This is a genomic window from Bacillus manliponensis, from assembly GCF_000712595.1.
Lineage (GTDB): Bacteria > Bacillota > Bacilli > Bacillales > Bacillaceae_G > Bacillus_A > Bacillus_A manliponensis.
The window spans coordinates 108,967-134,942 of sequence record NZ_JOTN01000011.1 but is presented as its reverse complement, the minus strand read 5'-3'; the positions used below and the strand labels follow the sequence as shown (position 1 = coordinate 134,942).

At 35.9% G+C, this 25,976-nt stretch carries 25 protein-coding genes; 17 read left to right on the top strand and 8 right to left on the bottom strand.

All coding sequences use genetic code 11. The features are described from left to right. Positions 1-2: 2 nt before the first annotated feature. Positions 3-203, bottom strand: a complete 201-nt coding sequence (locus tag BAMA_RS14170; RefSeq protein WP_034640087.1) for a DUF3903 domain-containing protein — start codon at positions 201-203, stop codon at positions 3-5. A 128-nt stretch (positions 204-331) separates the two neighbouring features. On the opposite strand from BAMA_RS14170, the gene BAMA_RS14165 reads away from it, so the two are divergent. Then, on the top strand, positions 332-745 hold the full coding sequence (locus BAMA_RS14165) for an NUDIX hydrolase (RefSeq protein WP_034640085.1): 414 nt from the start codon (positions 332-334) through the stop codon (positions 743-745). A 146-nt stretch (positions 746-891) separates the two neighbouring features. After that, entirely contained in the window at positions 892-2,790 is a 1,899-nt protein-coding gene (locus BAMA_RS14160; RefSeq protein WP_034640084.1) for an FtsX-like permease family protein, read from the top strand. Between the two features lie 16 nt (positions 2,791-2,806). Here BAMA_RS14160 and BAMA_RS14155 read toward each other — a convergent pair whose 3' ends face one another. Further along, positions 2,807-3,436, bottom strand: coding sequence for a hypothetical protein (locus BAMA_RS14155; protein WP_034640083.1), 630 nt, complete (start codon positions 3,434-3,436; stop codon positions 2,807-2,809). Positions 3,437-3,572: 136 nt separating this feature from the next. On the opposite strand from BAMA_RS14155, the gene BAMA_RS25640 reads away from it, so the two are divergent. Together BAMA_RS25640 and BAMA_RS14145 are read left to right on the top strand one after the other, a co-directional pair. Further along, positions 3,573-4,151, top strand: coding sequence for an FtsX-like permease family protein (locus BAMA_RS25640; protein WP_157406005.1), 579 nt, complete (start codon positions 3,573-3,575; stop codon positions 4,149-4,151). Positions 4,152-4,397: 246 nt separating this feature from the next. Beyond that, entirely contained in the window at positions 4,398-5,150 is a 753-nt protein-coding gene (locus tag BAMA_RS14145; protein WP_034640081.1) for a WecB/TagA/CpsF family glycosyltransferase, read from the top strand. 193 nt (positions 5,151-5,343) lie between these two features. Here BAMA_RS14145 and BAMA_RS14140 read toward each other — a convergent pair whose 3' ends face one another. Beyond that, positions 5,344-6,252, bottom strand: a complete 909-nt coding sequence (locus BAMA_RS14140) for an EamA family transporter (protein ID WP_034640080.1) — start codon at positions 6,250-6,252, stop codon at positions 5,344-5,346. Positions 6,253-6,607: 355 nt separating this feature from the next. Between BAMA_RS14140 and BAMA_RS14135 the strand changes: the two genes are divergently transcribed. Next, entirely contained in the window at positions 6,608-7,315 is a 708-nt protein-coding gene (locus BAMA_RS14135) for a cytochrome c biogenesis CcdA family protein (RefSeq protein WP_034640079.1), read from the top strand. 89 nt (positions 7,316-7,404) lie between these two features. Further along, on the top strand, positions 7,405-7,911 hold the full coding sequence (locus tag BAMA_RS14130) for a CcdC family protein (RefSeq protein ID WP_034640078.1): 507 nt from the start codon (positions 7,405-7,407) through the stop codon (positions 7,909-7,911). Positions 7,912-7,957: 46 nt separating this feature from the next. On the opposite strand, the gene BAMA_RS14125 is transcribed toward BAMA_RS14130, so the two are convergent. Together BAMA_RS14125 and BAMA_RS14120 are read right to left on the bottom strand one after the other, a co-directional pair. Continuing rightward, positions 7,958-8,389: a DUF2621 domain-containing protein gene (locus tag BAMA_RS14125; RefSeq protein ID WP_034640077.1), complete on the bottom strand. Its 432-nt coding sequence runs from the start codon at positions 8,387-8,389 to the stop codon at positions 7,958-7,960. 299 nt (positions 8,390-8,688) lie between these two features. Continuing rightward, the gene (locus BAMA_RS14120) at positions 8,689-8,988 is read right to left on the bottom strand and encodes a hypothetical protein (RefSeq protein ID WP_034640075.1); all 300 of its coding nucleotides are present in this window, start codon (positions 8,986-8,988) and stop codon (positions 8,689-8,691) included. Between the two features lie 297 nt (positions 8,989-9,285). Here BAMA_RS14120 and BAMA_RS14115 point away from each other — a divergent pair, with 297 nt between their 5' ends. From BAMA_RS14115 to BAMA_RS25505, 7 genes are all read left to right on the top strand, one after another. Then, positions 9,286-9,852 (top strand): DJ-1/PfpI family protein, encoded by a 567-nt coding sequence (locus BAMA_RS14115; RefSeq protein ID WP_034640073.1) that lies wholly within the window; start codon positions 9,286-9,288, stop codon positions 9,850-9,852. Between the two features lie 122 nt (positions 9,853-9,974). Continuing rightward, a complete protein-coding gene (hutP, locus tag BAMA_RS14110) occupies positions 9,975-10,415 on the top strand; it encodes a hut operon transcriptional regulator HutP (RefSeq protein WP_034640071.1) in 441 nt (146 codons plus the stop codon). A gap of 108 nt (positions 10,416-10,523) precedes the next feature. Beyond that, positions 10,524-12,041, top strand: coding sequence for a histidine ammonia-lyase (gene hutH / locus BAMA_RS14105; RefSeq protein ID WP_034640070.1), 1,518 nt, complete (start codon positions 10,524-10,526; stop codon positions 12,039-12,041). Positions 12,042-12,060: 19 nt separating this feature from the next. After that, on the top strand, positions 12,061-13,719 hold the full coding sequence (gene hutU, locus BAMA_RS14100) for a urocanate hydratase (RefSeq protein WP_034640068.1): 1,659 nt from the start codon (positions 12,061-12,063) through the stop codon (positions 13,717-13,719). A gap of 12 nt (positions 13,720-13,731) precedes the next feature. After that, positions 13,732-15,003 (top strand): imidazolonepropionase, encoded by a 1,272-nt coding sequence (hutI, locus tag BAMA_RS14095; protein WP_034640066.1) that lies wholly within the window; start codon positions 13,732-13,734, stop codon positions 15,001-15,003. Continuing rightward, on the top strand, positions 14,982-15,968 hold the full coding sequence (gene hutG, locus BAMA_RS14090; protein WP_034640064.1) for a formimidoylglutamase: 987 nt from the start codon (positions 14,982-14,984) through the stop codon (positions 15,966-15,968). The genes hutI and hutG overlap by 22 nt, the downstream gene beginning before the upstream one ends. Positions 15,969-16,196: 228 nt before the next feature. Beyond that, on the top strand, positions 16,197-20,345 hold the full coding sequence (locus tag BAMA_RS25505) for a S8 family serine peptidase (protein ID WP_051758956.1): 4,149 nt from the start codon (positions 16,197-16,199) through the stop codon (positions 20,343-20,345). Positions 20,346-20,504: 159 nt separating this feature from the next. On the opposite strand, the gene BAMA_RS14080 is transcribed toward BAMA_RS25505, so the two are convergent. Beyond that, positions 20,505-22,211: a methyl-accepting chemotaxis protein gene (locus BAMA_RS14080; protein ID WP_034640062.1), complete on the bottom strand. Its 1,707-nt coding sequence runs from the start codon at positions 22,209-22,211 to the stop codon at positions 20,505-20,507. 315 nt (positions 22,212-22,526) lie between these two features. Between BAMA_RS14080 and BAMA_RS14075 the strand changes: the two genes are divergently transcribed. Further along, the gene (locus BAMA_RS14075) at positions 22,527-22,898 is read left to right on the top strand and encodes a VOC family protein (protein ID WP_034640060.1); all 372 of its coding nucleotides are present in this window, start codon (positions 22,527-22,529) and stop codon (positions 22,896-22,898) included. Between the two features lie 34 nt (positions 22,899-22,932). Here the strand turns inward: BAMA_RS14075 and BAMA_RS14070 are convergent, their stop codons facing one another. Next, a complete protein-coding gene (locus BAMA_RS14070) occupies positions 22,933-23,742 on the bottom strand; it encodes a YitT family protein (RefSeq protein WP_034640058.1) in 810 nt (269 codons plus the stop codon). A 259-nt stretch (positions 23,743-24,001) separates the two neighbouring features. On the opposite strand from BAMA_RS14070, the gene BAMA_RS14065 reads away from it, so the two are divergent. The 3 genes from BAMA_RS14065 (at position 24,002) to BAMA_RS14055 (ending at position 25,143) form a co-directional block, all read left to right on the top strand. Next, a complete protein-coding gene (locus tag BAMA_RS14065) occupies positions 24,002-24,253 on the top strand; it encodes a DUF2164 domain-containing protein (RefSeq protein WP_034640056.1) in 252 nt (83 codons plus the stop codon). A 117-nt stretch (positions 24,254-24,370) separates the two neighbouring features. Beyond that, positions 24,371-24,571, top strand: coding sequence for a hypothetical protein (locus BAMA_RS14060; RefSeq protein WP_034640054.1), 201 nt, complete (start codon positions 24,371-24,373; stop codon positions 24,569-24,571). 5 nt (positions 24,572-24,576) lie between these two features. Then, positions 24,577-25,143, top strand: a complete 567-nt coding sequence (locus BAMA_RS14055) for a GNAT family N-acetyltransferase (protein ID WP_034640052.1) — start codon at positions 24,577-24,579, stop codon at positions 25,141-25,143. A 37-nt stretch (positions 25,144-25,180) separates the two neighbouring features. Here BAMA_RS14055 and BAMA_RS14050 read toward each other — a convergent pair whose 3' ends face one another. Continuing rightward, entirely contained in the window at positions 25,181-25,828 is a 648-nt protein-coding gene (locus BAMA_RS14050) for a GNAT family N-acetyltransferase (RefSeq protein ID WP_034640050.1), read from the bottom strand. Positions 25,829-25,976: the final 148 nt, after the last annotated feature.

Genomic DNA, 25,976 nt, shown 5'->3' with positions numbered 1-25,976 from the left:
GATCAGCTTTCTTTTTTTGTAGGCTTGGTCATTTCGATGATTTCAGTTTCTAATAGAACTCCTTTGCCAAAACGGCGCTTACATTCTGTTTCTACTTTTTGAAGGGCATAAAAGTTAGAAGAAGCTGCAACGGTGACAACTGTATGACGGGAATCTCTGTTTTCTTCGCAAAATAAACAGTTCACGACATATTTAGAAATCATCATCTCATTCTTCCGCTTGTTTTTAACTATAAATCTGCTAAAAATATTCGCTAAGAAAAGAGATGTTTCCTCTTTTTTCGAGGAAAAGACTATAGAGAAATAGAATAATATGTAAGGGAGGGGATGAAATGAAACGTTGGATTGGAGCAGCAGCAATTTGTATAAATGAGAGAAATGAAGTGTTAATGGTATTGCAAGGGCAACCTGGTGAGGAAAAGTTGTGGTCGGTACCTTCTGGTGGTAGAGAAGAAGGAGAATTGTTAGAAGAGTGTTGTATACGTGAAGTGTGGGAAGAGACGGGATATGAAATCGAAGTAGTTGAAAAAGTACATGAAAAAATAGGTATTACCTTTGGTGTTCCGGTGCACGTTCACTATTATGTTGTGAAAATCATTGGTGGAGAAAAGAAGATTCAAGATCCAGATGGACTCATTTATAAAGTAGAATGGAAGCGATTCGATGAGCTTAAAGCGATACCACTTTCGTTTCCAGAAGATTATCAGCTCTTAAAGCAATACATGAACGAAACAATTGAAAAATGACAAAAATGTAAGGTTATACATATTTTCTGTAAGAGAGTTCGATGTTTTCTTTATCCATTCTTCTTTATAGTAAAAGAGAAGAATGGATAAGGAGATGTTAACGATGATACATATGTTGATAAGAACAGCGAGGAGGGGACGAAAAGATGACGTTTTCTCGGCTCGCGTTTAAAAATGTTAGTCAAAATATGCGTGCGTACGGTGCGTATTATTTGAGTAGTGCATTTTCAATTACGGTATTTTTTTTATATGCTTTGTTTATTTATCATCCACATATTACAGATGGAGAGAAAGTACCAGGTGCAGTTCGGCAAGGAATGATTACAGCTGAGTTCATTATTTACTTCTTTTCGTTTTTCTTCATTTTTTATGCTGTGAGCTCATTTTTAAAGATGCGGAATAAAGAATTCGGTATTTTTGTGATGCATGGTATGACGAAGTTCCAGCTTGTTCGTATGATTTTTATTGAAAATATGTTAGTAGGTATAAGTGCACTCGCAACAGGAATCGGGTTAGGGTTATTGTTTGGAAAGCTGTTTTTTATGCTTGCAAGCATGGTGATGGAGCTAGGTGATTTACCATTTTATATACCGGTGCAAGCAATGAAAATAACAAGCATTGTCTTTATGGTGTTATTTTTTGTTGTTTCCTTCATAACAAGTTTGTTCGTACAAAACCGAAAAATTATTGCCTTATTAAAAGGGAACAGAAAAGCAAAGAAAGAGCCGAAGCCTTCTATTATATTGTCGCTATTAGCAGCTGTTCTTCTTATTGTAGGATATACGCTATCAATAACAGCGCATGCAGGAAGTGTGATGTTTTTATTGTTTCCTGTTGCCATTATTGTCATAATTGGTACGTATTTTTTATACTCACAGCTTAGTGTATTTACATTAAGAGTGTTGAAAAAGCGCAAACATATATATTGGAGAAAAACGAATTTATTATCCTTTTCGTTGTTAGCATACCGCATAAGAGATAATGCACGTATGTTCTTCATGGTAACAATCGTTTCGACAGTTGCTTTTTGTGCAATTGGAACGTTTGCGGCATTTTTAAATGTACAAAAGAGTGAGACGATGAAAAATGTTCCGTTTGCATTTAATTTTATTACATACAATGAGCATCAAGGGCAAAAAGAACAGTATGAACGACATATTGAAACAACGTTTAAAAAGGAAAATGTGAAATATGAAAAAGTAGAAGCAAAGGTAAAGTTTCAATCTGCGGTGAAAGAGAATAGTGTAGTCACCATTTTAAATGAATCAGATTATAATACATTTGCTAAAAAGTTAGGTTATGAAACGGTGGCGCTAAAAGGAAATGAGGCGGCACGTGTTCCTTCGTTTGGTTTAGAAGGAAATATAGTAAGTGAGTTGAAAGGTGAAAACATCCAATTCATTGAAAGTGGAAAAGAAATTCATGTTACTCATGTTATGAAACATAATATTTTTTCAGGTGGAGCATTTCCTGGGAAAATATTTGTTGTTGCAAATGATGTGTATGAAGGGATTGCTGGCAGTCCGCAAACAGCAAGCTATATAGGATATGAAGTGAAAGATTGGGAGCAGACGACAGATGTAGCGGAACAATTAGAAAAGAAGTTGTTTCAAAAATGGCAATATGAATTTTCGTCTCGCGTTACAACATATGAAGCGATTGGTCAGGCAACTGGCATTATGTTATTTATCGGTTTGTTTGTCGGAACAATTTTTTATTTATGTGCAGTGAGTTTTTTATACTTCCGCTTGTTTACAGATTTAGAATCGGATGCGAAATATTATGAGACGCTTATGAAGCTTGGGATGAATGAAGGGGAAATGAAGAACATTATGACGGTGCAAATGGGATGTTTATTTTTTGTTCCATTTATTGTGGCAGCAGTTCACACAAGTGTTGCATATATCGCACTGCAAAAAGTGTTTATAAGTGGGATACTGCTATCTTCACTTCTTGTGATTGGTTCATTCTTATTAATTCATACATGTTGTTTCTTCATTTTAAGAAGAAGTTACTTTTTACAAATAAAACAGCGGATTATGTGATAAAGAAACGGCGATGTTATTTGGAAACATCGCCGTTTTTTAATTCTATTATAAATAGATATACGTGTTCATTTTGCGTTAGGAGTTGTTGAACAGATGTATCATCTTCCGGTGGAATAGAAGATATGCTACCGTCTTCTGCTGTTGAATATATCCATGCTCCAAGAACTGTTTTTTTATTATAATTTATCTTTTTCTCTTCCTCGATAGAGGTAAAGCTGGAGCTGTTCCAACTTGGAATAGAGTCATCTATAAAATTTACTGAAGCATCTGTTGTATGTATAAACCACTGAGTTGCTTGGTGAGTGGCACCTTCATCTTGAAGTACTTGTTGTCCAAATGACAGCTGTATTTTATCATTCGTAAATTTGGAAGTAGAAAAAGCATCAATATGTTTTACTTTTTGTCCATTATGATAGTATTCAAGCCAAATTTTCATTTCATCTTTTTTGTTGGTGATGTTGATATCGTATACTTGCATATTACCTCGTTCAACAGGGAGTAATTGTAATAATGCTTGATCATCTTTTGTTAAATGATACGGTTTTACAGTTGTATAACTGGTACTAGAGCTTATTTGTTCTGATGTACAGCCACTTATTACGAAAAGGCATAAAAGTAAAAAGGCTTTCAACGTTCGTTTCATTATATTCACCTCGCTATATTATATTAGTTTTATCATAAAAAAAGCCGTTTTCAGTCTTAAGTCTTATATAACATTGCATTGCTAGTACGATGTATAAAACAAATGTATATTATACACTAACTGAAGTGTCTGTTACATGTTCGGAAATTATTGGGGGATTTTTATCATGATCGTATTTCAATGTGCCTTGGAAAATATAAGGTGTCATGTTAGAGTGTTTTTTTATTACTTTCTTTGGTTGGCTTTTATTGTTACGTTTCTCTTTTTTTATACGTCAGTTCAATATTTTGAAACAGCTAAGGATGGTATGTTTTTTTTCGATAAGCTATTATTAGCGCTATGTTTATGTATAAGTACGTTATGTATGAACGCTATCTTTTTAAAGAATAGGATAAAACACATACCAAGGCAAGACCTTTGTGGAAGAGGTCTAAAACAAATACGGCTAATCTTTTTTTATGAACAAATCATTGTTAGCAGTGGAGCGCTTATTATTGGCCTTTTTCACGGTGTGTTGTTCTTTAAATTATTTACTGTGGTTTTCATAAAAGTCACGAATAATCAAAGTGTAGGGGATGTTTCATTAAATATTGAGGCGGTTTTTCATACAGTGTTATTATTTTCTGTTCTCATTTTCTTTACTTTATGGTGTTGTAATCGATTTGTTGTTCGTAATGAAGTTTGTACTGGTAATGGAAGAAAGTATTTGTTTTAAAAATTTTGAATATTTTTATGACGAATGATAAAATAGAAAAGGTATATAGTGCTGTAAGGTATGTTTTTTGTACTATATAAAATAACAAAAAAAATGATCGGCGGAACCGATCAAATATATAAATATAAAATTGGGAGAGGTAAAACCTGTATTGTCATTATTATAATGTATTTTTGAATATACTAAAATAAAAAAACACTATGTGGATGTTGAGAAAGTTTTTTGAAAATGTAAGGGGAATGAATCATGGAAAAGCAATATATAAAAGGAATACCGTTTTGTAGTTCGAAATATAGCGAAGTGTTACATATGTTAAAAGAGTGGCTAAGTAAACAAGATGATAAACCACGATTTGTTGTAACAGCAAACCCTGAAATTGTTATGTCTGCTAATGGGGATTGTGAAGAATCTATTCAGTTTCGAAATTTATTGTTAGAGGCAGATACAATTACAGCTGATGGTATTGGTGTAATTATTGGTTCCAAAATTTTAAATGGAAAGTTAAAAGAACGTGTAACAGGTGCAGATTTGACACATGATTTAATCTCATACTGCAATGAAAAAAGCTATCGTGTTTTTCTTTTTGGTGCTACGCCAGAAAATAATGAAAAAGCAATTCGGACTTTAAAAGCACAATTCCCTTATGCTACATTTGAGGGGATGCATGGTTTTATTCAGGGAGAAGAATTAGAACATGTAAAAAGTTGTATCCAACAGTTTGGGCCCCATCTTTTGCTTGTAGGTTTAGGTTCTCCGCGCCAAGAACAATTCATTCATAACAACTTGAAACAATTAAACGTACCATTATCAATTGGGGTTGGTGGCATGATTGATATTTTGTCTGGGAATGTGAAGAGGGCACCAAAGGTAATGAGAGATACAGGAACGGAATGGTTATACAGGTTAATAAAAGAACCAAAACGAATCAAACGACAATTCGTGCTTCCAAAGTTTTTACTATCGGTTATGGCAGAGCGTATACGAAAAGGGACGAGTTAATTATAAAGTGAAACTTTAATCAGTGGGGGTTTTCTCCATCCCCCACTGATTATTAGCCCGACCAATCGGGCTTTTACGTGCTGTGTATCTCCCACCTAAACTTCTTTGCACTCCTCAAGTTTTGAGGTGGGAGTATTACAGCACGTTAATGCGGGATAAAGAAAAAGGAGAGCAACAATATGCTCTCCTTTTGTTATGCTGCCATTTTTTCATGGACAGGACGTTTCGTATATTTTCCACGTAATGCAAATGCGATTTGTGGAATTGCAATTCCGATTAAGATAAGCGTAACGCCTACCCACTGAGAAGTCAGTACAGCTTCTTTTAATAAGAATACAGATAAAATTGTTGTGACTGGTAGTTCCGCAGCTCCTAAAATAGTTGCAAGACCAGAACCGATTTTTGGAATCCCAATTGTAAAGGCAATAGATGGGATCACGATACTAAAAATACCAAGTCCTAAGCCATATTTCCAAAGCCCTGCTGCAAGTGCACCGTCATATAAAAATGTTGGCGGGAAAATAATCATAACTAACGTTAATGCTCCTGCCATAAGTGTGACTCCGCGTGGTAATGAAGGGATTTCAACGGCTACTTTTCCACTCACAAAAATATAAAAAGCAAATGCAACGGCCGATAATAGTCCAAAGAAGATTCCTTTCATATCAATGCTTCCTGCTGATTGTTCAAATAATCCGCTCGATAAAAATGTTCCAGCAAGTAAGAAGATAACAGAAATAATCTTTTCTTTTGATGGAAATGTTTTTGTTGCAACTGCTTCAATAATAATACCAATCCAAACGAATTGGAATAATAGCACAATTGCAATGGAAGCAGGTACTGTTTGTAGTGAACCGTAATAAAAAATACCTGTTAAACTTGCTGACGTACCAGCGATAAATAAAATAATTGCTTGTTTGAATGGAACGCGATGTCTAGAGAATAATAATGTAATCGAAAGAAGTATGAACCAACCGAACAAATATTGACTTCCAATTACTTCTCCAAGTGAAAACCCTTCACTATATGCAAATTTCACAAAGATTGCTAAAATACCGTAGCTGCATGCCCCTAGTAAAACGAGTAATGAATAACGAAGCATTCCGACCCCTCCAATCTATTTTATATGTTTTCGCTACTAAATGTTTCTGTTCAAAACGAACAAATCTCGATAGATGGAAGTATACAAAATTAAAAAATGAGGGTCAACTGAAAGAAAAGTGTGACATTTTATAGAATGATAATAAAAGCATGTTATTTTTGCATAATGATGAAAGAATAATCGTGAAACCCTTGTATATGAAAGATTTGCATGTATATCATTTTCATTTTAAAAAATATTTCAAAGCTAATATTCCCTATTTTGATAGGGTTAACTGTAATAGAAAGTTCACTACTTTGCTATGTTATTTATGATGAATTTTGTTACAATGATGTAGAAGAAAGGAGGAGAAACAATGCAAGATGTAAATATCTTTTTAGCGTTTGGTGCAGGTTTTTTATCATTTATCTCTCCGTGCTGTTTACCACTTTATCCAGCATTTTTATCGTACATAACAGGGATGTCAATTTCAGATTTGAAAGAAGAGAATGCAATGCTTCGGAAGCGAAGTATGCTACATACAGCGTTTTTCTTATTTGGATTTTCAATCATTTTTATTGCAATTGGTTTTGGAACGAGTTTAATCGGGGACTTTTTCACAACATATCAAGATTTAATTCGTCAATTAGGGGCTATTATTATTGTTATCTTTGGTCTTTTCATTATTGGCGTATTTAAACCGAAGTTTTTAATGCAAGACAAGAAGATTACATTTAAGAATAGACCGAGTGGTTATTTTGGGTCAATTTTAATAGGGGTTGCATTCGCTGCTGGATGGACACCATGTACAGGGCCAATTTTAGCGGCTGTCATTGCCCTTGGTGCAACTAATCCAGACTCAGCTATGCTGTATATGATTGCATACATACTTGGCTTTGCAATTCCATTCTTTGTATTGTCATTCTTTATTACAAAAATGAACTGGATCAAAAGAAATAGTACATCATTTATAAAAGTTGGTGGTTACATTATGATTGCGATGGGTGTACTATTATACTTTGACGGATTAACAAAAATTATTATATTCTTTTCTAGTTTATTTGGTGGATTTACAGGATTTTAGTTTTTCTTCTAGAAAAATTGGAAATAATGACAGAAAAGCATATAATAAAACTATATCTTGGACATTTCCACAAAAAAGGATGATAAAGAATGAACTTAGTTCTCTTATCAAGTATCGTTGCAATTTGTATGGCGTTAGGAGCGATGGTAGTTCGCTTAAAAGCAGCAAAGAAGCCAGCGACATTGAAAAAAATTGTGCTTCCACCGTTCTTTATGAGTACAGGAGCACTCATGTATATTGTTCCTGAATTTCGCCTCACACCTTTTGAAATATTAGAGGCAGTTGCGGTAGGGTTGTTTTTTTCGATTTTTCTTATTAAAACATCGAAATTTGAAGTGCGCGGACAAGAAATTTATTTAAAACGATCAAAATCATTTGTTTTTATTTTACTTGGACTTCTTGTTGCTCGCATCGTTTTTAAAACATATTTAAGTCAATCGATTGACTTAGGTCAACTTAGTGGTATGTTCTTCTTACTTGCTTTTGCAATGATTGTGTCATGGCGGGTTGCTATGTACCGTTCGTTTACGAAATTGCAAAGGGAAATGAAAGAACAAGATGGCGTTTATAGTGAGAAAGATATGGAATTAACGTAAATGAACAGAGGCTAACATTCAATGAAGAATGCTAGCCTCTGTTTATTTATTTTGCTAATAGCGAATGATAACGTGAATAATCAATTTCTTTTTCTTTTAATTTCTTGATTAAAAACTTATGATCTCGCTTTGGTGTTGCCATAATATATCCTTTAATAATTAAATCTTCAGTTATTTTTGCTGCTTTTTCATGAAGAGCAAGTTCACCAATTTTTCCGGCGATTTTTGAGCGAGCGACATCACGGAATAGTTCTGGAACAGGGCTCACTAATTCTTCTAATAAAGCTTTTTGCTCATCTGACCATAAGTGCCGTGTTTGGTCGATATAATGTTGTTCCCAATCTAAAATGGACATACCATCTTCTTTTGGTAATCGTTTTAAGAATTTTCGGAACATAAAATATCCACCAATAGACATAAGGCCTAATAAAATGATAGTCCATATAACAATAAACCAACTAAACCACCCTTCAAGCAATATAACCCCTCCTTTATTTAAATGTTTTGTATGTAATACATATGATTTCTTTTTGTATAACTTTGCGTTCACTTTTAGACAGTTAGTAAAGAGTAAGAGGAAAGCTCTCACTTGCTCCTTTTGTTTGAAAACATATAGCGTGGGTAGAAAGGGTCCTGACCGTTGCTACACATAGCTAGGCGCTCTCTTTTATTGAAAAAGAGAGGGTTTATCTTTTTCAAAATGAATTTATACTAATTATATTATAACTAACGAGATTTATAGAAAGCAAGAAAGCTTGACCAATTGGTCAAGCTTTCTTATACAAAGTATAGTTGTTCAATACGTAATATTTCAGCATCATCTTCAAAATATTCAATGATGAGTGTACCAACTTTTCGATTTTTATCCTCAGTAGTGAAAATAGAGTAAGAAGTAAAGCGAGCTGTTGATAAGCCGCTAATATGCGTTGGAAGAGCAATGTAGTCATTATTTTGAAAGAAGTTCATAAGTTCTGTTTCTTCAAATAAACTGCGCTTTGTAACTGGCTTACCAGTATAACGTTTTTGTAATTGCTGCAATGTTTCATTCCATGATCGTACCTTTGTGTCGTATACCATTTTATCATCCAAACTCCTTACTATATGTAATGAAAAGGAACATACGTTCTCTTTAAGTATACCCTTTTTTTGAGAAAAGGGAAAGCAAAAAATAATGTAAGCTTGGAAATAGCCAAGCTTACATCGCGGAAAATACGTTCAATTTCATCTCTATTTTTATTATAAGGGAGATAGAAAGAGGAAACAACCGAGAATTTATTTGTTTATTGTTTGGAATTATCAATTAAATGGAAGAGGAGAAATGTCAAAGAGTGAAGAATTCTAGTCACCATAATAGAAATAGGAGCGTATAAATCGATGAAGAAAATATTAATGTTAGTTTATCCTTCTTTTGCAGAGTTTGAAATAACAGTAGCTACTTCTGTTTTAAGAAATGATTATGTGGTGGATACAGTTGGGTTAACAAAGGATATCGTTAAGAGTGAAACAGGATTACAGGTGAAACCACATTATGAATTAAGTGACATCTGTGTAGATGACTATGAAGGGATGATTATTCCGGGAGGCGATGTCGTTCATTTGAAAGATTCAGAAGGCTTATGTGAACTTGTGCGTCAGTTATATAAAAAAGAGAAGTTAATAGCTGCAATATGTGCGGGACCATTTGTTTTTGCGAATGCAGGTGTTCTTAATCAGCACCCCTATACAGTAACATTAAATTATAGGGAACTAGATTGTTTTTCAAAAGAACATTTCGTTTACGAAGATATAGTTCAGCATAAAAATATTATTACGGCGCAAGGTCACGCTTTTGTAGAGTTTGGACTTGTAATAGCAGATTATTTTGGAGTAAATGCCGAGCATAAGTGTAATTTTTATCGTGGAAAAAGAAATATTGTAATGGAGAGAGTGTTACAAGACTGATAGGTTTGGGAATAAAAATATTTTATATGAATTATGCTTGTAAACCATTGACGTAAAAAGTATTTTCATATATTCTTAAATTAAGTAATATTCAAATAATTCAAAAGGAAAGAGAGAGTCACATGCTTCTTCATGGAACACATCGAATTGGTCGCATGGCGATGCTACTTGCACTTGCGGAGGAAGGAGAACATCCTGTTTTAACAATCCCAAAAGGTTGGAAGTATTGTACAGGGAAAGTTGGTTCAATGAATTCGCAAAAAGTTGTTGCCGCGATGGAAACAGCAGCGCGTAGTAACCATGTTATTGAAACAGACGTTTACAGAGAAACACATGCGCTTTATCATGCCATAATGGAAGCGCTGTACGGAGTAACGAGAGGACAAATTCAGTTAGCAGACGTTCTTCGTACGGTAGGACTTCGATTTGCCATTGTGCGTGGCACGCCATACGATGGTGCAAAAGAAGGCGAATGGATTGCCGTTGCATTATACGGTACGATAGGTGCACCTGTAAAAGGATCAGAGCATGAGGCGATTGGATTAGGGATTAATCATATTTAAATAAAAAACTGCCCATAGTTAATTAGTGAATAGGGGGCCTTAACTTTTTAGGACAGGAGTCTGTCTTAAAGAGATAAGGCCCCCGTTTGCTTTTTTAGGAGGAAAATGATGATTACATTAACAGGACATTCATTAACACTGCAAGAAATGAAACGCATCTTGTTTGATGGCGAGAAGGTAACAGCCGCTGAAGAAAGTATGCAAAAAGTAATAGAATGCCGCAAAGCTGTTGAACAAATTGTTGAAGACGGGAAAGTTGTTTACGGCATTACAACAGGGTTTGGAAAGTTTAGCGATGTACTAATTCAAAAAGAAGATGTAAAGGCACTTCAGCATAATTTAATTCAGTCACACGCTTGCGGAATTGGTGAACCTTTTCCGGAAGAAGTTTCACGCGCAATGCTTGTGTTACGCGCTAATACGATGTTGAAAGGGATTTCCGGAGTAAGACCGATTGTTGTAAATATGCTTCTTGAACTTGTAAATCGTCAAATTCATCCTGTTGTTCCACAACAAGGTTCACTTGGTGCAAGTGGTGATTTAGCACCGCTTTCTCATCTTGCTCTTGTTTTATTAGGGGAAGGAGAAGTGTTTTATAAAGGTGAGCGTGTTCATGCAATGGTTGCTCTTACAAAAGAGGGATTAGAGCCAATTACACTAGAGGCGAAAGAAGGATTAGCGCTTATTAATGGAACACAGGCGATGACTGCTCAAGGAGTAATGGCATATTTAGAAGCAGAATCATTAGCTCATCAAGCAGAGTGGATTGCTTCTATAACGATAGAAGGGCTAAGAGGGATTATTGATGCATTTGATGAAGATGTTCATCTTGCGCGCGGTTATAAAGAGCAAGTAGAGGTTGCATCCCGCATTCGTAATGTACTTCACGATAGTAAGCTTGTTACAAAGCAAGGGGAACTTCGCGTGCAAGATGCGTATTCACTGCGCTGCATCCCGCAAGTGCACGGTGCTTCTTGGCAAGTACTAAATTATGTGAAAGAAAAGTTAGAAATTGAAATGAACGCGGCGACAGATAATCCGCTTATTTTCGATGGTGGTCAAAAAGTAATTTCCGGTGGTAACTTCCATGGACAGCCAATTGCGTTTGCGATGGACTTTTTAAAGCTTGGAATGGCAGAGCTTGCAAATATTTCAGAGAGACGTATTGAACGTCTTGTCAATCCACAGCTAAATGATTTACCACCATTTTTAAGTCCAGAGCCTGGTCTACAGTCCGGCGCAATGATTATGCAATATGCAGCGGCGGCACTTGTGTCAGAAAATAAAACGTTAGCACATCCAGCGAGCGTAGATTCTATTCCATCATCTGCAAACCAAGAAGATCACGTAAGTATGGGAACTATCGCTTCTCGTCATGCGCATCAAATTATTCAAAATGTACGACGCGTATTGGCAATTGAAATGATTTGTGCAATGCAAGCTGCTGAGTACCGTGGTATTGAGGAAATGAGTATGAGAACAAAAGGATTCTATCATCAAGGGCGTCAAGTTGTATCATCTATTACGAGCGATCGTGTATTTTCAGTAGATATTGAAAATATGGCCCATTGGTTAAAAACAACAAAATGGACAATGGACCGTGTTAATGCAAATACAACAATTTAAGGAAAAGGGAGAGATTATAATGGAACATGTAAAAGAAACAATCCGTGCATCAAAAGGTACTGAATTACAAGCGAAAGGATGGGTACAAGAAGCAGCACTTCGCATGCTGATGAATAACCTTGATCCTGAAGTGGCAGAAAAACCAGAAGAACTTGTTGTATATGGTGGTATCGGTCGTGCAGCACGTAACTGGGATAGCTACCATGCAATTGTAGAGTCTCTTAAAAACTTAGAAAGTGATGAGACGTTATTAGTTCAATCGGGAAAACCAGTAGCGATTTTTAAATCACATGAAGATGCACCTCGCGTTTTATTAGCAAACTCTAACTTAGTACCAAAGTGGGCAAATTGGGATCACTTCCGTGAGTTAGAGAAAAAAGGGTTAATGATGTATGGACAAATGACAGCAGGTAGCTGGATCTACATCGGAACGCAAGGGATTTTACAAGGAACATATGAAACATTTGGAGAAGCAGCACGCCAACATTTTGGTGGTACATTAAAAGGAACGTTAACGCTTACTGCTGGTCTTGGTGGTATGGGCGGAGCACAGCCTCTTGCAGTAACAATGAACGGTGGTGTAGTAATTGCAATTGATGTTGATAAGCGTAGCATCGACCGCCGCATTGAAAAAAGATACTGTGATCTGTACACAGAATCTCTTGAAGAAGCGTTAGCTGTTGCGAAAGAGTATAAAGAAAAGAAAGAGCCAATTTCAATTGGATTGTTAGGAAATGCAGCTGAAATTTTACCAGAGCTTGTGAAACGTGGTGTAACACCAGATTTAGTCACAGATCAAACATCGGCACACGACCCATTACATGGATATATTCCGGTTGGATATTCATTAGAGGAAGCAGCAAAGCTTCGTGAAGAAAACCCAGAACGTTACGTACAATTATCGAAAGAAAGTATGACAAAACATGTGGAAGCTATGCTTGATATGCAAAAGAATGGCGCAATTACGTTTGATTACGGTAATAACATCCGCCAAGTGGCATATGATGAGGGCTTGAAAAATGCGTTTGATTTCCCTGGATTTGTACCAGCGTTTATTCGTCCGTTGTTCTGTGAAGGAAAAGGACCGTTCCGCTGGGTGGCATTGTCTGGAAATCCGGAAGATATTTATAAAACAGATGAAGTGATTTTACGAGAGTTTGCAGATAATGAACATTTATGTAACTGGATTCGAATGGCTAGAGAAAAAGTTGAGTTTCAAGGGCTTCCTTCCCGTATTTGCTGGTTAGGATATGGAGAGCGCGCGAAGTTCGGACGCATTATTAATGAAATGGTTGCAAAAGGTGAGTTATCTGCACCAATCGTTATTGGTCGTGACCATTTAGATTGTGGTTCAGTAGCGTCGCCAAACCGTGAAACAGAAGCGATGAAAGACGGTAGTGATGCGGTAGCGGATTGGCCGATTTTAAATGCATTAATTAATAGTGTGAACGGAGCTAGCTGGGTTTCTGTTCATCATGGTGGCGGAGTTGGTATGGGTTATTCCCTTCATGCTGGTATGGTTATTGTAGCAGATGGAACAGAAGCGGCTGGAAAGCGTATTGAACGTGTATTAACTTCTGATCCTGGTATGGGGGTAGTTCGACATGTTGATGCGGGGTATGACCTTGCGGTGAAAACAGCGAAAGAAAAAGGCGTTAACATCCCAATGATGAAGTAAGGAGGAGAAATGATGCTAGACATTTTACTAACAAATATCGGACAATTGTTAACAATGGATCAAGAAGATGGATTATTAAGACAGGAAGCGATGAATACGCTTCCTGTCATTGAAAACGGTGTGGTTGGTATTGGAAATGGTGTAATTACATTCGTTGGCACAGCGGAAGAAGCAAAAAGTTTACAGGCGAAAGAAGTGATTGATTGTAAAGGAAAGATTGTTTCTCCAGGCCTTGTTGACCCGCATACACACCTTGTATTCGGTGGCTCACGTGAAAATGAGATTGCACTTAAGCTACAAGGTGTGCCGTATTTAGAAATTTTAGAGCGCGGCGGTGGGATTTTATCGACTGTAAATGCGACAAAAGAAGCGACGAAAGAAGACCTTGTGAAAAAAGCAAAGTTTCATTTAAATCGCATGTTGTCATTTGGTGTAACGACAGTAGAAGCGAAAAGTGGTTACGGATTAGATGATGTAACAGAGTGGAAACAACTAGAAGTGACGGCACAGCTCCAAAAAGAGCACCCAATGGATATTGTGTCAACATTTTTAGGAGCACATGCAGTACCAAAAGAATATAAAGGTCGCTCAAAAGAGTTTTTACAATGGATGCTACAATTGCTACCGGACATAAAAGAGAAAAACTTAGCCGAGTTTGTTGACATTTTTTGTGAAACAGGAGTGTTCTCGGTTGAGGAATCAAAAGAATTTTTGAAAGCAGCGCAAGAACATGGATTCCATGTGAAAATGCATGCAGATGAAATTGATCCGCTTGGCGGAGCAGAAGCGGCGGCAGAAATTGGAGCAGCCTCTGCAGACCATTTAGTTGGTGCTTCAGATAAAGGGATTGAAATGCTTGCAAATTCGAATACAATTGCAACATTACTACCAGGAACGACGTTCTATTTAAATAAAGAAAGTTTTGCAAGAGGGCGTAAAATGATTGATGAAGGAGTGGCAGTTGCATTAGCAACAGATTTTAACCCAGGAAGTTGTCCGACTGAAAACATTCAGCTTATTATGAGCATTGCGATGCTAAAGCTAAAGATGACGCCAGAAGAAGTATGGAATGCAGTAACAGTTAACTCTGCATATGCAATTAATCGCGGCGATGTAGCTGGGAAAATTCGCGTAGGACGTAAGGCGGATGTTGTTTTATGGGATGCCCATCACTATGCTTACGTTCCATATCATTATGGGGTAAGTCATGTGAATACGGTATGGAAACATGGTGAAATCGTCTATACAAGAGGTGACAAGGCGTGCAGCTTGAACACTATTTAAAGCAAAATGCAAAGTTTGTTGATCGTGAAGTAACAAAATGGCATGATATTTTGAAAAAATGGGATGGACATGAAGAAATTCACGGGGCAGCATTAATTGGTGCCCCTCTTTCTAAGCCGTCTATTAGTCATTCGGGTGCTTGTTTTGCCCCGAAAACAATTCGAGCGATGTTAGATGCATATAGTACGTACGCGGTAGGGAAAGAACACGATATGAATGAGAGTGTGCTATATGACTGCGGTGATATTGAGATGCATGTGACAAAAATACAAGAAAGTCATGAACGTATTAAACGGACAATGGAAACGATGACAAAACAGTCACCTCATATGGTTCCAATTGTATTAGGCGGCGATCATTCTATCAGTTTTCCAAGCATTGCAGGATTTGCAAATAGTAAAGGGAAAATAGGAATCATTCAATTTGACGCACACCATGATTTGCGTAACTTACAAGATGGAGGACCTTCAAATGGCACACCATTTCGTAGTTTACTAGAAAGTAATGTGGTGAGAGGCAAGCAGCTCATTCAAATTGGTATTCGAGACTTTTCTAATGCGCAGGCTTATCATGAATATGCGAAAGAACAAGGTGTAACAGTATATACAATGGATCACGTATGGGAGCGCTCAATAAAAGATATTATAAGAGAGTGTGTTGAAACCTTACGTAAACAAGGTGTAACAAATATATATGTATCATTGGATATGGATGTATTAGACCAAGCGTTTGCACCCGGCTGTCCAGCAATTGGCCCAGGTGGCATGGATAGTATAACATTAATGCGTGCAATTGAAGAGCTTGGGAAAGAACCACTTGTTTCAGCGATGGATATTGTTGAAATTGATCCAACTCTTGATTTTCGTGATATGACGAGTAGGGTGGCAGCTCAAGTCATTATGAGGTTTTTGTTAACGCGTGAAATAGAGATTAACTCTAAAAATAGTAAAGTAATCAATCTTTAAAGAATAAAAAAACAGAGAAGTTGAAGTGTTATTAATTTCTCTGTTTTTTAATTTGTATAAACAAAAAATCTGATTAATAGAAAAAACAGATTTATTTTACGTGAATTTATCGAAATGTATTTACAATTGTAAGAAAATAATATATATTCTAAACACTTAGTTTTTCGCAAAAAATGTCGAAACTGCATTGTGGAAACTATTTATTACATTTAATGGGGGAAAGACGTTATGGGACAAAAAAAGAAAAATAAAGCGCTTGTAGCTGCGCTAACTACAGTACCTTTGTTACTTTCAACAACTGCATTTGCAGAAACAAATGAAACGGGGCAAGAGAAGCAAATAGCAAATGTAACAGAAGCGTTGAAGCAGCAAGTGGCTAACAATGCTACTCCTGATGTACAGTTTAATGAAAAAGAAGAAGTACGAGTTATCGTAAAATTGAAGGAGAAGTCTGTTCTTGAATATGCACAAGGAAAAGGACTAGACTACGCAAAAATTTCTAAAAGTAAAAAAGAGCAGATTCAAAACCAAGTGCAAAATAAGCAAAATAGTGTAAAGAACAAGATGAAAAAAGAAGGAATCAAAATGTCCTATGAGGAAAATTTTGATACTGTATATAATGGTTTTAGTGGAAGTGTAAAAGCAGGAGAAATTCAAAAGATACAAAGTCTTTCAGAAGTAGAAAGTGTACATATTGTAAACGAATATAATCGCCCAGAAGTAAAGCCAGATATGATTACAAGTAATGAGATGGTTCAATCCCAACAAACGTGGGGAGATTATGGATATACAGGACAAGGTATGGTTGTAGCTGTTATTGACTCAGGTATTGATTATAACCATAAAGATATGAAACTATCAAATGCGTCTAAAGCTAGTTTAACGAAAGAAAATGTAGCTTTAACAGTTGATAAAAATGATATGAAGGGTAAGTACTACACGGATAAAGTTCCTTACGGGTATAACTATTTTGATAATAATGCAGAAGTGCGTGATGTAGGACCGGGAGCAAGTATGCATGGTCAGCACGTGTCTGGAACTGTCGCTGCAAATGGTGATGAAAAAACAGGTGGTATTAAAGGAGTTGCACCTGAGGCACAAATTTTAGGGATGAAAGTATTTAGTAACGATCCAAACTATGGTTCTACATTTGGTGATATTTATATTAAAGCGATTGATGACGCGATTAAATTAGGCGCAGATGTTGTGAATATGAGTTTAGGATCACCTGCTGGATTCGTTATTGATAGTAATCCGGAAGCTGAAGCAATTCAAAATGCCATTGATAATGGAATTGTTATGTCTATTTCGGCTGGAAACTCAGCATATACTGGTGAAGGAGCGAATGTACCGTATGCGTCTAACCCTGATTATGGTACAGTTGGTTCGCCAGGTATTGCACATAACTCTTTACAAGTTGCTTCTGTTGAAAATACTCATATTCAATTAGACGGAATGCAAGTGAAAGTAGGCGGAGCAGAGGCTATTAAATTTGGCTGGAAAGCACAATCTGGACCTAATTTCTTAGATACATTGAAAGGTCAAGAAGTAGAGCTTGTATATGTTGGTGACGGTGCTGAAAAAGACTATGAAGGAAAAGATGTAACAGGAAAAATTGTTGTAGCAATTCGTGATACAGCAAACCCAAATTACACAGAAATTCAAAAGAAAGCAGAGGAAAAAGGAGCTGCTGGTGTTATTGTGCGCCCACGTATTGCTCATGGTGACTATGTATCAATGGCGCTAGATAATCCGAAAATCCCGCTTGCTTCTGTAAGTGTGAAAGATGGAAATAAATTAAAAGAATTATTAACAACTGGAAAGAAAGCATCGGTTACATTTGATGGCTCCCGTGTAGAAATCGTAAATAAAACAGCTGGTGAAATGTCTGATTTTACATCATGGGGCGTAACACCAAGCTTAGATTTTAAACCGGAGATTGCAGCGCCAGGCGGAAATATTTATTCGACGCTTAATGATAATCGCTACGGTTTAATGAACGGTACATCTATGGCAGCGCCACATGTAGCGGGGGGTTCTGCACTTGTTCTTGAGCGTGTAGAGAAAGAATTTAAATTAACAGGTGAGAAGAAAGTATTACGTGCAAAAAACCTATTAATGAATACTTCTAAGCCAGTGTTAGAGAAGGGTCCTTATAATACACAATTAGGTGTAGAAAATTATGTGTCCCCGCGCCGTGAGGGAGCTGGACTGATGCAACTTCATGCGGCTGTAGAAACACCAGCTATGGTGTACAACAAAAAAACAGGTGAAGCAAAAGTTGCTTTAAAAGAAATGAAAGGAAACACTGCCACGTTTACGTTAGCTGTTGAAAACTTTAGTGATAAAGCGTTAACGTATCATGTAAATGGAAATGTACAAACGGATTTAGTTGTGAAAGAAGCAGATGGTATTGACCGTATGGCGCTTGAGCCACAAGAATTAAAAGGGGCGAAAGTAAATGCACCATCAACAGTGAAAGTAGAAGCTGGCGAAACAAAATCTTTTGATGTAACGATAGATTTATCAAAAGTGACAGTTCTTGATTCTTCGTTATCGAAACAAGTAACACCAGAAACAGTATTCCCGAATGGATATTTCGTGGAAGGATTTATTAAATTAGAAGCGGAAAACAAAGATAATCAACCAACATTACATGTGCCGTTTGTTGGATTTAAAGGGGACTGGAATCAAGCTCCTATTTTTGATAACAGTGTGTACGATGATAAATCATACTATGGTCGTGCAGGTTTAGTGAATGAAAAGGGTATTTACTTGGGGAAAAATGAAGTGACAAAGCAACTTCATAAAGATAAAGTTGCAATTTCTCCAAATGGTGATGAACTAAATGATAGTGTAACACCGGCATTCTCTTTACTACGTAATGTAGAAAAGCTAGAAGTTTCTGTTGTAGATGAAAAAGGGAAAATTTTAAGAAAGATTCGTACAGAAGAATTTTTAAGAAAGAACCTTGATGGAAGTCGACCAGACAGACAATTTTATATCTCAGACAAAAATGCATGGGATGGTAAGTTGAATAATAAAGTAGCACCAGATGGCACGTATTATATTCAATTAAAAGGAACATTAAATGGAAAAGAACAAACAGTGAAGTACCCAGTGGTCGTTGATACGAAAGCGCCAGTTATTACATCATTTATTGACAATGGAGATGTGCTTATCGGATCACACGACAATGGAATAGGTGTAAATTATTTACGTGTAGCTTACGTTGATAAAGCTGGAAATGTTGCGAAAGTATTCCCGGAAATGTTAGCGCCGGATACAAAGAAATTTACGTTACCAGAAGATGTACCAGCAGGATTACATGTAGCAGTTATCGCATTTGACTATGCAAATAATGCGACGGTATCGTTTGTAAATGACAAAAAAGAAAGCAACGCTCCAGTCATTAATTTAACATCTCCGGAAACTTGGACAAACTGGAATACAAAAGATGTTGTATTTGAAGGAAATGTATCGGATGAGTCTGGTATTGTTGAATTTAAAATTGATGGACAAGCTGCTCAATTAAAGCCGGATGAGAAAGGAAGCTTATACTCATTTAAAACGGCTTTGCCATTTGAAGATGGTGTGCATGCTGTAGATATATATGCAAAGGATGGTTCTGGAAACGACTTTTCTATTGAGCGTCATTTTATCGTTGATACGAAAGCACCTAAACTTTCTGTCGTAAAAGCACCTAAATATGCTGGTAAAAATGAAGATTCAGCGAAGATTAGTGTAGCAATTGAAGATAATTTCGATGAAGCACGTTTATATGTAAACGGCAGTGAAGAATATGTCCATGTGTTTGAAGATCCATATGAAATGAGATCATTTAAACATACTGTTGAAGATATTACAATACCATTAAAAGATGGTGTGAATACATTCAAAATCGAACTTGTAGATATTAGTGGTAATAAAACTGTAGAAGAAATTCAAATTACAAAGGGTGCATCAGGATGGGTCTATGATCAAGGTGCATGGTACTACTACGGTGATAACGGTGCGAAGCAAACAGGCTGGGTATCTACAGGGAATAAGTGGTATTACTTAAATGATAATGGCGTAATGCAAACAGGCTGGGTGTCTACAGGAGGGAAATGGTACTACTTAGATAATAGCGGAGCAATGCAAACAGGCTGGGCATTTACGGGAGGAAAATGGTACTACTTAGATAATAGTGGGGCAATGAAGACGGGCTGGGTGTCTACAGGAGGAAAATGGTACTATTTAGATAATAGTGGAGCAATGCAAACAGGCTGGATTTTTGTAGGGGGTAAATGGTATTACCTTTACAATAACGGCTCAATGGCGGCAAATACAGTTGTGAATGGGTATAAACTTGGACATGATGGAGCGTTAGTTTAAGAGATAAGAAGAAAAAGGAGAGGATTCCTCTCCTTTTTCGTTTATCCCGTAAAATCCTGATTGGTTTAACTAACACTCAGTGGGGGATGAAGAAAATCCCCACTGAGTGAAGTTTCACTTTATGGTAGATGAATAAAACTTCCACTACGGAATGAAATTTTACTTTTTTGCTGTTACATCCGTTTTAAATTGTGAAACGAGAGTTTGTAAATTTGTTGCACATGCATTCATCTGCTGTGAGCGAGTAGCAGTACTGCTCATTAATTCAGATTGCTCTTTTGTTGAGAGCACAGTTTGAGATGTTTCTGCTGCAACGGTTGTTGAAATAGAAGCGATATTTGTAAGTGAAGAAGAGATTTCTTCTGTGCTCGCAGACATTTCTTCAGTAGTAGAAGAAACGTCCTGAATTTGTTCTGTAATGATGCTAATCTTCTCAACGATTGTTGAGAAGGATTTTCCGGCTTCCTGTATAATGTGAATACCTTCAGCAGCTTCTTTTTGTCCATTTTGCATCGCTGTAATTGCTAGCTTTGTATCATCATGAATACATGTTATTAAATTATTGATTTCAATAGCAGCTTGTTTAGACTGTTCAGCTAAATTTCCAACTTCTTGTGCAACAACAGCAAAACCTTTACCTTGTTCTCCAACACGAGCGGATTCAATTGCTGCATTCAGTGCTAGTAAGTTTGTTTGTTCAGCTATCGTTGTAATTGTTTCAAGGGCAATATCAATTTGCTTTGTATTTTGGATTAGTCGATTTACGACTTGTGCTGTCTCATCTACAGAATGATGGATAGAATGCATCTGTGAAATCGATTCCTCAATTCTGCCTTCACCTTCCTTTGCATTTTCAGCAGTGAAGACTGCTAGTTCAGCGACATGTGTAGTAGATTGTGCAATTCGTTGTACACTAATCGCAATATCTTCCATCGCTGTTGAACTTTCTTGCATGCTAGACTCTTGGGTATGAATTCCTTGCTCTAATTCAGACATTGTTTTTGTAATATGATCTATTTTATCTGTTGTTGTAATAATATCATTTGTTACTTGTTCTGAATTTTCCTTCACTTCACCGGATATCGATTTTACTTCTTGAATAATATTTTGGAAATTATCAAGAGTTTGATTTAATGAGATTGCAATTTCACCGACTTCATCTTTACTGCTGACATGCAAACGTGCAGTTAAATCACCATTGTTTGAGGATAGCTCTTTTAGTTTTTGGATAACGGAATGAATGGGTTTTACTAGTCGATTAGAAAACCACCAAGCAATGATACAAGCAAGAGATATACAAAAGACCAGTGCGGATAAAATGACATTTTGTACAGCGAGGGAAGAGTCATGAATTTTCTTTATAGCAACTTCTCGTTTTTTTTCTTGTTCGGCACTATATGTAGTGAAATCTTTTAAAATACTACGTATATCATCTCTTGTTGTAGCTGAAAGTTGTGCCGCTTCTTCCCATTTACCTTCCTTAGCAAGTGGAAAAACATGATCTGTTATATATGTTCGCCAATCAATAGATCTTTGAATTGTTTGTTTTACTTCTTCTGGTGTTTCAGGGTGTTTTAAAATAGTTTGTTGTACTTCATAAGTTTCTTTTGTAAGGGTGTTAAATGCTTCTAACTGAGTTTCATCTTTATACAATAAATAGGCCCTTAGTAACGCTACTCTATCCTTTAGAGCATCACCTTGTTCTTTAAACAAAGTTGCTCTAGGTGAAACCTTCTTTTCTAGTTCTATCGCCATATTAGCTTGATTTTTAGCGGAGAAAAAAATAAATAGTAAAGAAGTGCTAAATAAAAGACTAATGACTAGCATCATTAATAATATTTTGTTTCTAATTTTTAAGTTTTTCATACTTATCTCCTATAGTGTTTTTATTTCTTACCTTTTAACAACCTGTAATCTTTTTAACTTAGCTCATGAATGCTCATAAATAAGAAAATTGGCGATAATTAAAGCCCTCCACCAAATGAAGTTATATAAGGCATTTGCATTATAGCAAATATATTGGTTATAAACATCTTATTATTAAATAAAATAAATATTAAGATTTTTAGATTATAAAACACATTAGAAACTTTCATATATCTTATCAAACTCTATAAGATATAAATTATTTCATAGTAAGACTGTTATATGTAAACTAAGAGTATAGAGGAGGGGATTTTTATGACGTTTCTAGTTCAGGGGATAGATCATGTGCAAGTAGCAGCACCAGTAGGTTGTGAAGAAAAAGCAAGAGAGTTCTATGGGAAAATTATTGGATTACAAGAAATAGAAAAGCCAGCTGAGTTAAAAAAACGTGGTGGTTGTTGGTTTAAATGTGGCAATCAAGAGATTCATATTGGAGTAGAGGAACATTTTACGCCCGCCAAAAAAGCTCATCCAGCTTTTTATGTGAAACATATTGAGGAGTTTCAACAAGTTTTAACTAAAAAAGGTGTTTCCGTCTTAGAAGACAAAGCACGTCCTGGTATAACGAGGTTTTATGTATTTGATCCATTTGGGAATCGAATTGAGTTTATGGAAAACAAAGGATAAAAAAACGAGGTAGAATCGTATCTACCTCGTTTTTTTATCCTCTTCTAAATAACCCTAATACTTCCACTGTTTCTGTAATATTGACAAATGCGTGAGGGTCTACTTCAGAAATAATAGATTTCATATTTGCAAGCTCTTCACGAGAAATAACAGTCATTAAAATACGCTTTTTTTCATTTGAGTATGCGCCTTCACCATCCAGCATTGTAATACCGCGTACTAAACTAGAAAGTAATTTTTGTTTCATAACTTCGGCTTGGTTGGTTACAATCATAAGTGTGATTTTTCGCTTTTTTGTATGAACTGCATCAATTGCTTTTCCTGTAACGTAAATAGATAATAAGCTAATTAATGCAACGTCCCAATTGAAGAAAAATCCAGAAATGATGATAACAACAGCATTAAGAGCGATTAAGAAACCACCAATTGAAATATCTTTTTTTCTTGATAATAACATACCAAGGACGTCAAATCCTCCAGTAGAACCCGAACAGTTAAAGACAAGCCCAACAGCAGCTCCAGCAATAACGCCCCCAAATATAGAAGATAAAAGAGCATCACTTACAATTGGATATTGAGGGATAAGATCTAAGGCTGCTGAAAGCGTGATAACAGACACAATTGTGTAAAAAATAAATCGCTTTCCAAGACCGATATAACCTAAAATAAGAATAGGTAAGTTAAGTAAAAGGTTTACGATACCGGTGTTAAATGGGGTTAAAATACCGATAATAATTGCAATACCACCGATCCCACTACTTAAAATGTTATGAGGGATAAGAAAAAGATTGAAAGAAATTGCTATAACTATTGATCCGAGAATAACTCCTAGTAATCGATACATCTCTTTCCCGTCCTTCCTAAAAATATATATGATTTCAAAATTATATATGAAATGGAAAGATTTTAGGGAAGAAAGTTTATTCCGTAAACTTAGATTAATCTAAAAATTGGAAGCGATTTCTATTTTAATTTTACATCCCGTAAAAGTCCGGTTGGTTAGGCTAACACTGAGCTGAAAAATTCCTCTTCAGAGATGTTTTACTTTATATAGAATTTCCTATATACATAAAGAGTGAATATATGTAAAACAAAAAGGAGAAATGATAGTAATGTTTATGAAAATAACAAATGATCAGAAAGAAAAATTAGTAGAAAATGTTCAACGATTTTTTGTAGAAGAAGGTTTAGAAGAGATTGGACGTTTTCAAGCAGAAAGACTAATTGAACAAATGATAAAAGAACTAGGTCCTTACGCATATAATCAAGCGATACAGGATGCAAGGCAACTTGTTGTGGACAAGTTAACTAACATGGAAGAAGATTTGTATGTGCTTGAGAAACCAATTAAATAATAGTTTGCTTTTTTAGATCATTACTAAATCTATTTGGAGTAAGATTCCTTTCTATGGAAGGGAATTTCCAAGTTGTTGTCGAAAGAGAGTAGAAAATGTAATGAAGGTGGTTTTTGTATGGAGAAAGTAGTACATATACATACGTGTCCCCATTGTGGATCAAACAACATCGGAGAAGGGGAATTTGTTGGTTATGCGCAAATGAGAAAGAAAGAGACAATGTTTACGTCTTCACCTGTAGATGCTTATGTTTGTACAGATTGCGGTAGTGTACTGCATTTGAAAGTACGAAATCATCAGAAATTTAAGAAGGAATGACCTTTATGCAGAATAATATCTTGGGAAAAGATCTAGCACTAGTAACGGAACGATTGTTGTTACGTCCTTTAAAACTTGAGGATGTTTCAGATGTATTTGATTATGCTTCAAACTCTAATATTGCTACTTATACAGTGTGGGAAGTACATGAAACGATTCACGAGTCGGAGCAATTTGTAAAATCTATACTAAACCAATATGAAAAAACAGAAATGGCAGCTTATGGGATAGAGTTGAAGAAAGAAAGGAAAATCGTTGGAACATGTGGCTTTATTACATATGACAAACATAATCATAAAGCAGAACTTGCATATGCTTTATCACCAAAATATTGGGGAAAAGGGCTTGCGATAGAAGCGGCGAAAGCATGGGTTAAATACGGATTTGAGGAATTAGGATTAAATCGAATTGAAGCAGGTTGTCACGCAGGAAACTTTTCATCGGAAAAAGTAATGAAGCGCCTTGGTATGCGTTACGAGGGAACGCTTCGAAAAGATATGTTTGTAAAAGGGAAATATCGTGATACGAAAGTGTATGCGATATTAAAAGAGGATTATAAAGAAGAAGTGTGAGAAACACTTCTTCTTTTGTTTATAAATAAGTCATTCTCTAAACAGCTTTACGTTTAATATGTGATTGAGGTATGTGCAATAACTGAGCCATTAAAGAAGACGAAAGTTTTGAAAATGGATGTGCACCTTCATAAAGAAACTCATTATAGACAATTTTATTGAGCTGAAAAGCTTGATATTGCTTTGTGAACATTCCTTGCGTAATTTTATTTGTACAAGCTGCCACCATATCAAGCTTTTTTGTAAGAGCTAACTCTTGTACTGCGTGTGCGGTAAGGGAATTAGCTACACCTTTCCCCATCCAGTCTGGGTGACACCCCCCCATATCTAAGTAAACTAAATTTTCTTTCTCAAGATAAGGAAACTCCGTTGAATCTGTTTCTAATTGGTCTAACAACTGGAAAATCGGTTCCATTTTTGGGCATATTTCAAGTGCTCTTTTTTTATCTATAAGAGGTTGATTTGCTTTTCTTACTAAAACAGCCCCGACCATTTGGGAATTTTTTATTGCGACAAATGATAATGATTGAGAAGCTGCTTCAGCCACCATTACTTCACACATTCTATTAAAAGAAGTAGATGGGATTTGTAAATTACTTACAAGGGGTTCGTAATTTACAAAAGAGTGTGTAATGATTGCAGCTGCGTCTTTTACATGTTGAGTCCCGAGTATTTCTATATTCATCTGTTGTTCCTCTTTTCACTATAATTAACTTTTTTTTACATATATATGATTGCGTTTAATCATATAAATTATATATACTAATAAAACGAAAGTAAATCTGTAATTTGGAATTTATGTAAAAATTTGAATGGTAATAGACTGTTGTTTA

Coding starts and splice junctions, on each gene's coding strand:
- BAMA_RS14060 (WP_034640054.1), top strand. CDS start 24,371: ATGGAGAAAGTAGTACATATACATACGTGTCCCCATTGTGGATCAAAC.
- hutU (WP_034640068.1), top strand. CDS start 12,061: ATGGAACATGTAAAAGAAACAATCCGTGCATCAAAAGGTACTGAATTA.
- hutH (WP_034640070.1), top strand. CDS start 10,524: ATGATTACATTAACAGGACATTCATTAACACTGCAAGAAATGAAACGC.
- BAMA_RS14075 (WP_034640060.1), top strand. CDS start 22,527: ATGACGTTTCTAGTTCAGGGGATAGATCATGTGCAAGTAGCAGCACCA.
- BAMA_RS14070 (WP_034640058.1), bottom strand. CDS start 23,742: ATGTATCGATTACTAGGAGTTATTCTCGGATCAATAGTTATAGCAATT.
- BAMA_RS14055 (WP_034640052.1), top strand. CDS start 24,577: ATGCAGAATAATATCTTGGGAAAAGATCTAGCACTAGTAACGGAACGA.
- BAMA_RS14080 (WP_034640062.1), bottom strand. CDS start 22,211: ATGAAAAACTTAAAAATTAGAAACAAAATATTATTAATGATGCTAGTC.
- BAMA_RS14145 (WP_034640081.1), top strand. CDS start 4,398: ATGGAAAAGCAATATATAAAAGGAATACCGTTTTGTAGTTCGAAATAT.
- BAMA_RS14115 (WP_034640073.1), top strand. CDS start 9,286: ATGAAGAAAATATTAATGTTAGTTTATCCTTCTTTTGCAGAGTTTGAA.
- hutI (WP_034640066.1), top strand. CDS start 13,732: ATGCTAGACATTTTACTAACAAATATCGGACAATTGTTAACAATGGAT.
- BAMA_RS14155 (WP_034640083.1), bottom strand. CDS start 3,436: ATGAAACGAACGTTGAAAGCCTTTTTACTTTTATGCCTTTTCGTAATA.
- BAMA_RS25640 (WP_157406005.1), top strand. CDS start 3,573: ATGTTCGGAAATTATTGGGGGATTTTTATCATGATCGTATTTCAATGT.
- BAMA_RS14130 (WP_034640078.1), top strand. CDS start 7,405: ATGAACTTAGTTCTCTTATCAAGTATCGTTGCAATTTGTATGGCGTTA.
- BAMA_RS14065 (WP_034640056.1), top strand. CDS start 24,002: ATGATAGTAATGTTTATGAAAATAACAAATGATCAGAAAGAAAAATTA.
- BAMA_RS25505 (WP_051758956.1), top strand. CDS start 16,197: ATGGGACAAAAAAAGAAAAATAAAGCGCTTGTAGCTGCGCTAACTACA.
- BAMA_RS14050 (WP_034640050.1), bottom strand. CDS start 25,828: ATGAATATAGAAATACTCGGGACTCAACATGTAAAAGACGCAGCTGCA.
- BAMA_RS14160 (WP_034640084.1), top strand. CDS start 892: ATGACGTTTTCTCGGCTCGCGTTTAAAAATGTTAGTCAAAATATGCGT.
- hutP (WP_034640071.1), top strand. CDS start 9,975: ATGCTTCTTCATGGAACACATCGAATTGGTCGCATGGCGATGCTACTT.
- BAMA_RS14165 (WP_034640085.1), top strand. CDS start 332: ATGAAACGTTGGATTGGAGCAGCAGCAATTTGTATAAATGAGAGAAAT.
- BAMA_RS14170 (WP_034640087.1), bottom strand. CDS start 203: ATGATTTCTAAATATGTCGTGAACTGTTTATTTTGCGAAGAAAACAGA.
- BAMA_RS14120 (WP_034640075.1), bottom strand. CDS start 8,988: ATGGTATACGACACAAAGGTACGATCATGGAATGAAACATTGCAGCAA.
- BAMA_RS14140 (WP_034640080.1), bottom strand. CDS start 6,252: ATGCTTCGTTATTCATTACTCGTTTTACTAGGGGCATGCAGCTACGGT.
- BAMA_RS14135 (WP_034640079.1), top strand. CDS start 6,608: ATGCAAGATGTAAATATCTTTTTAGCGTTTGGTGCAGGTTTTTTATCA.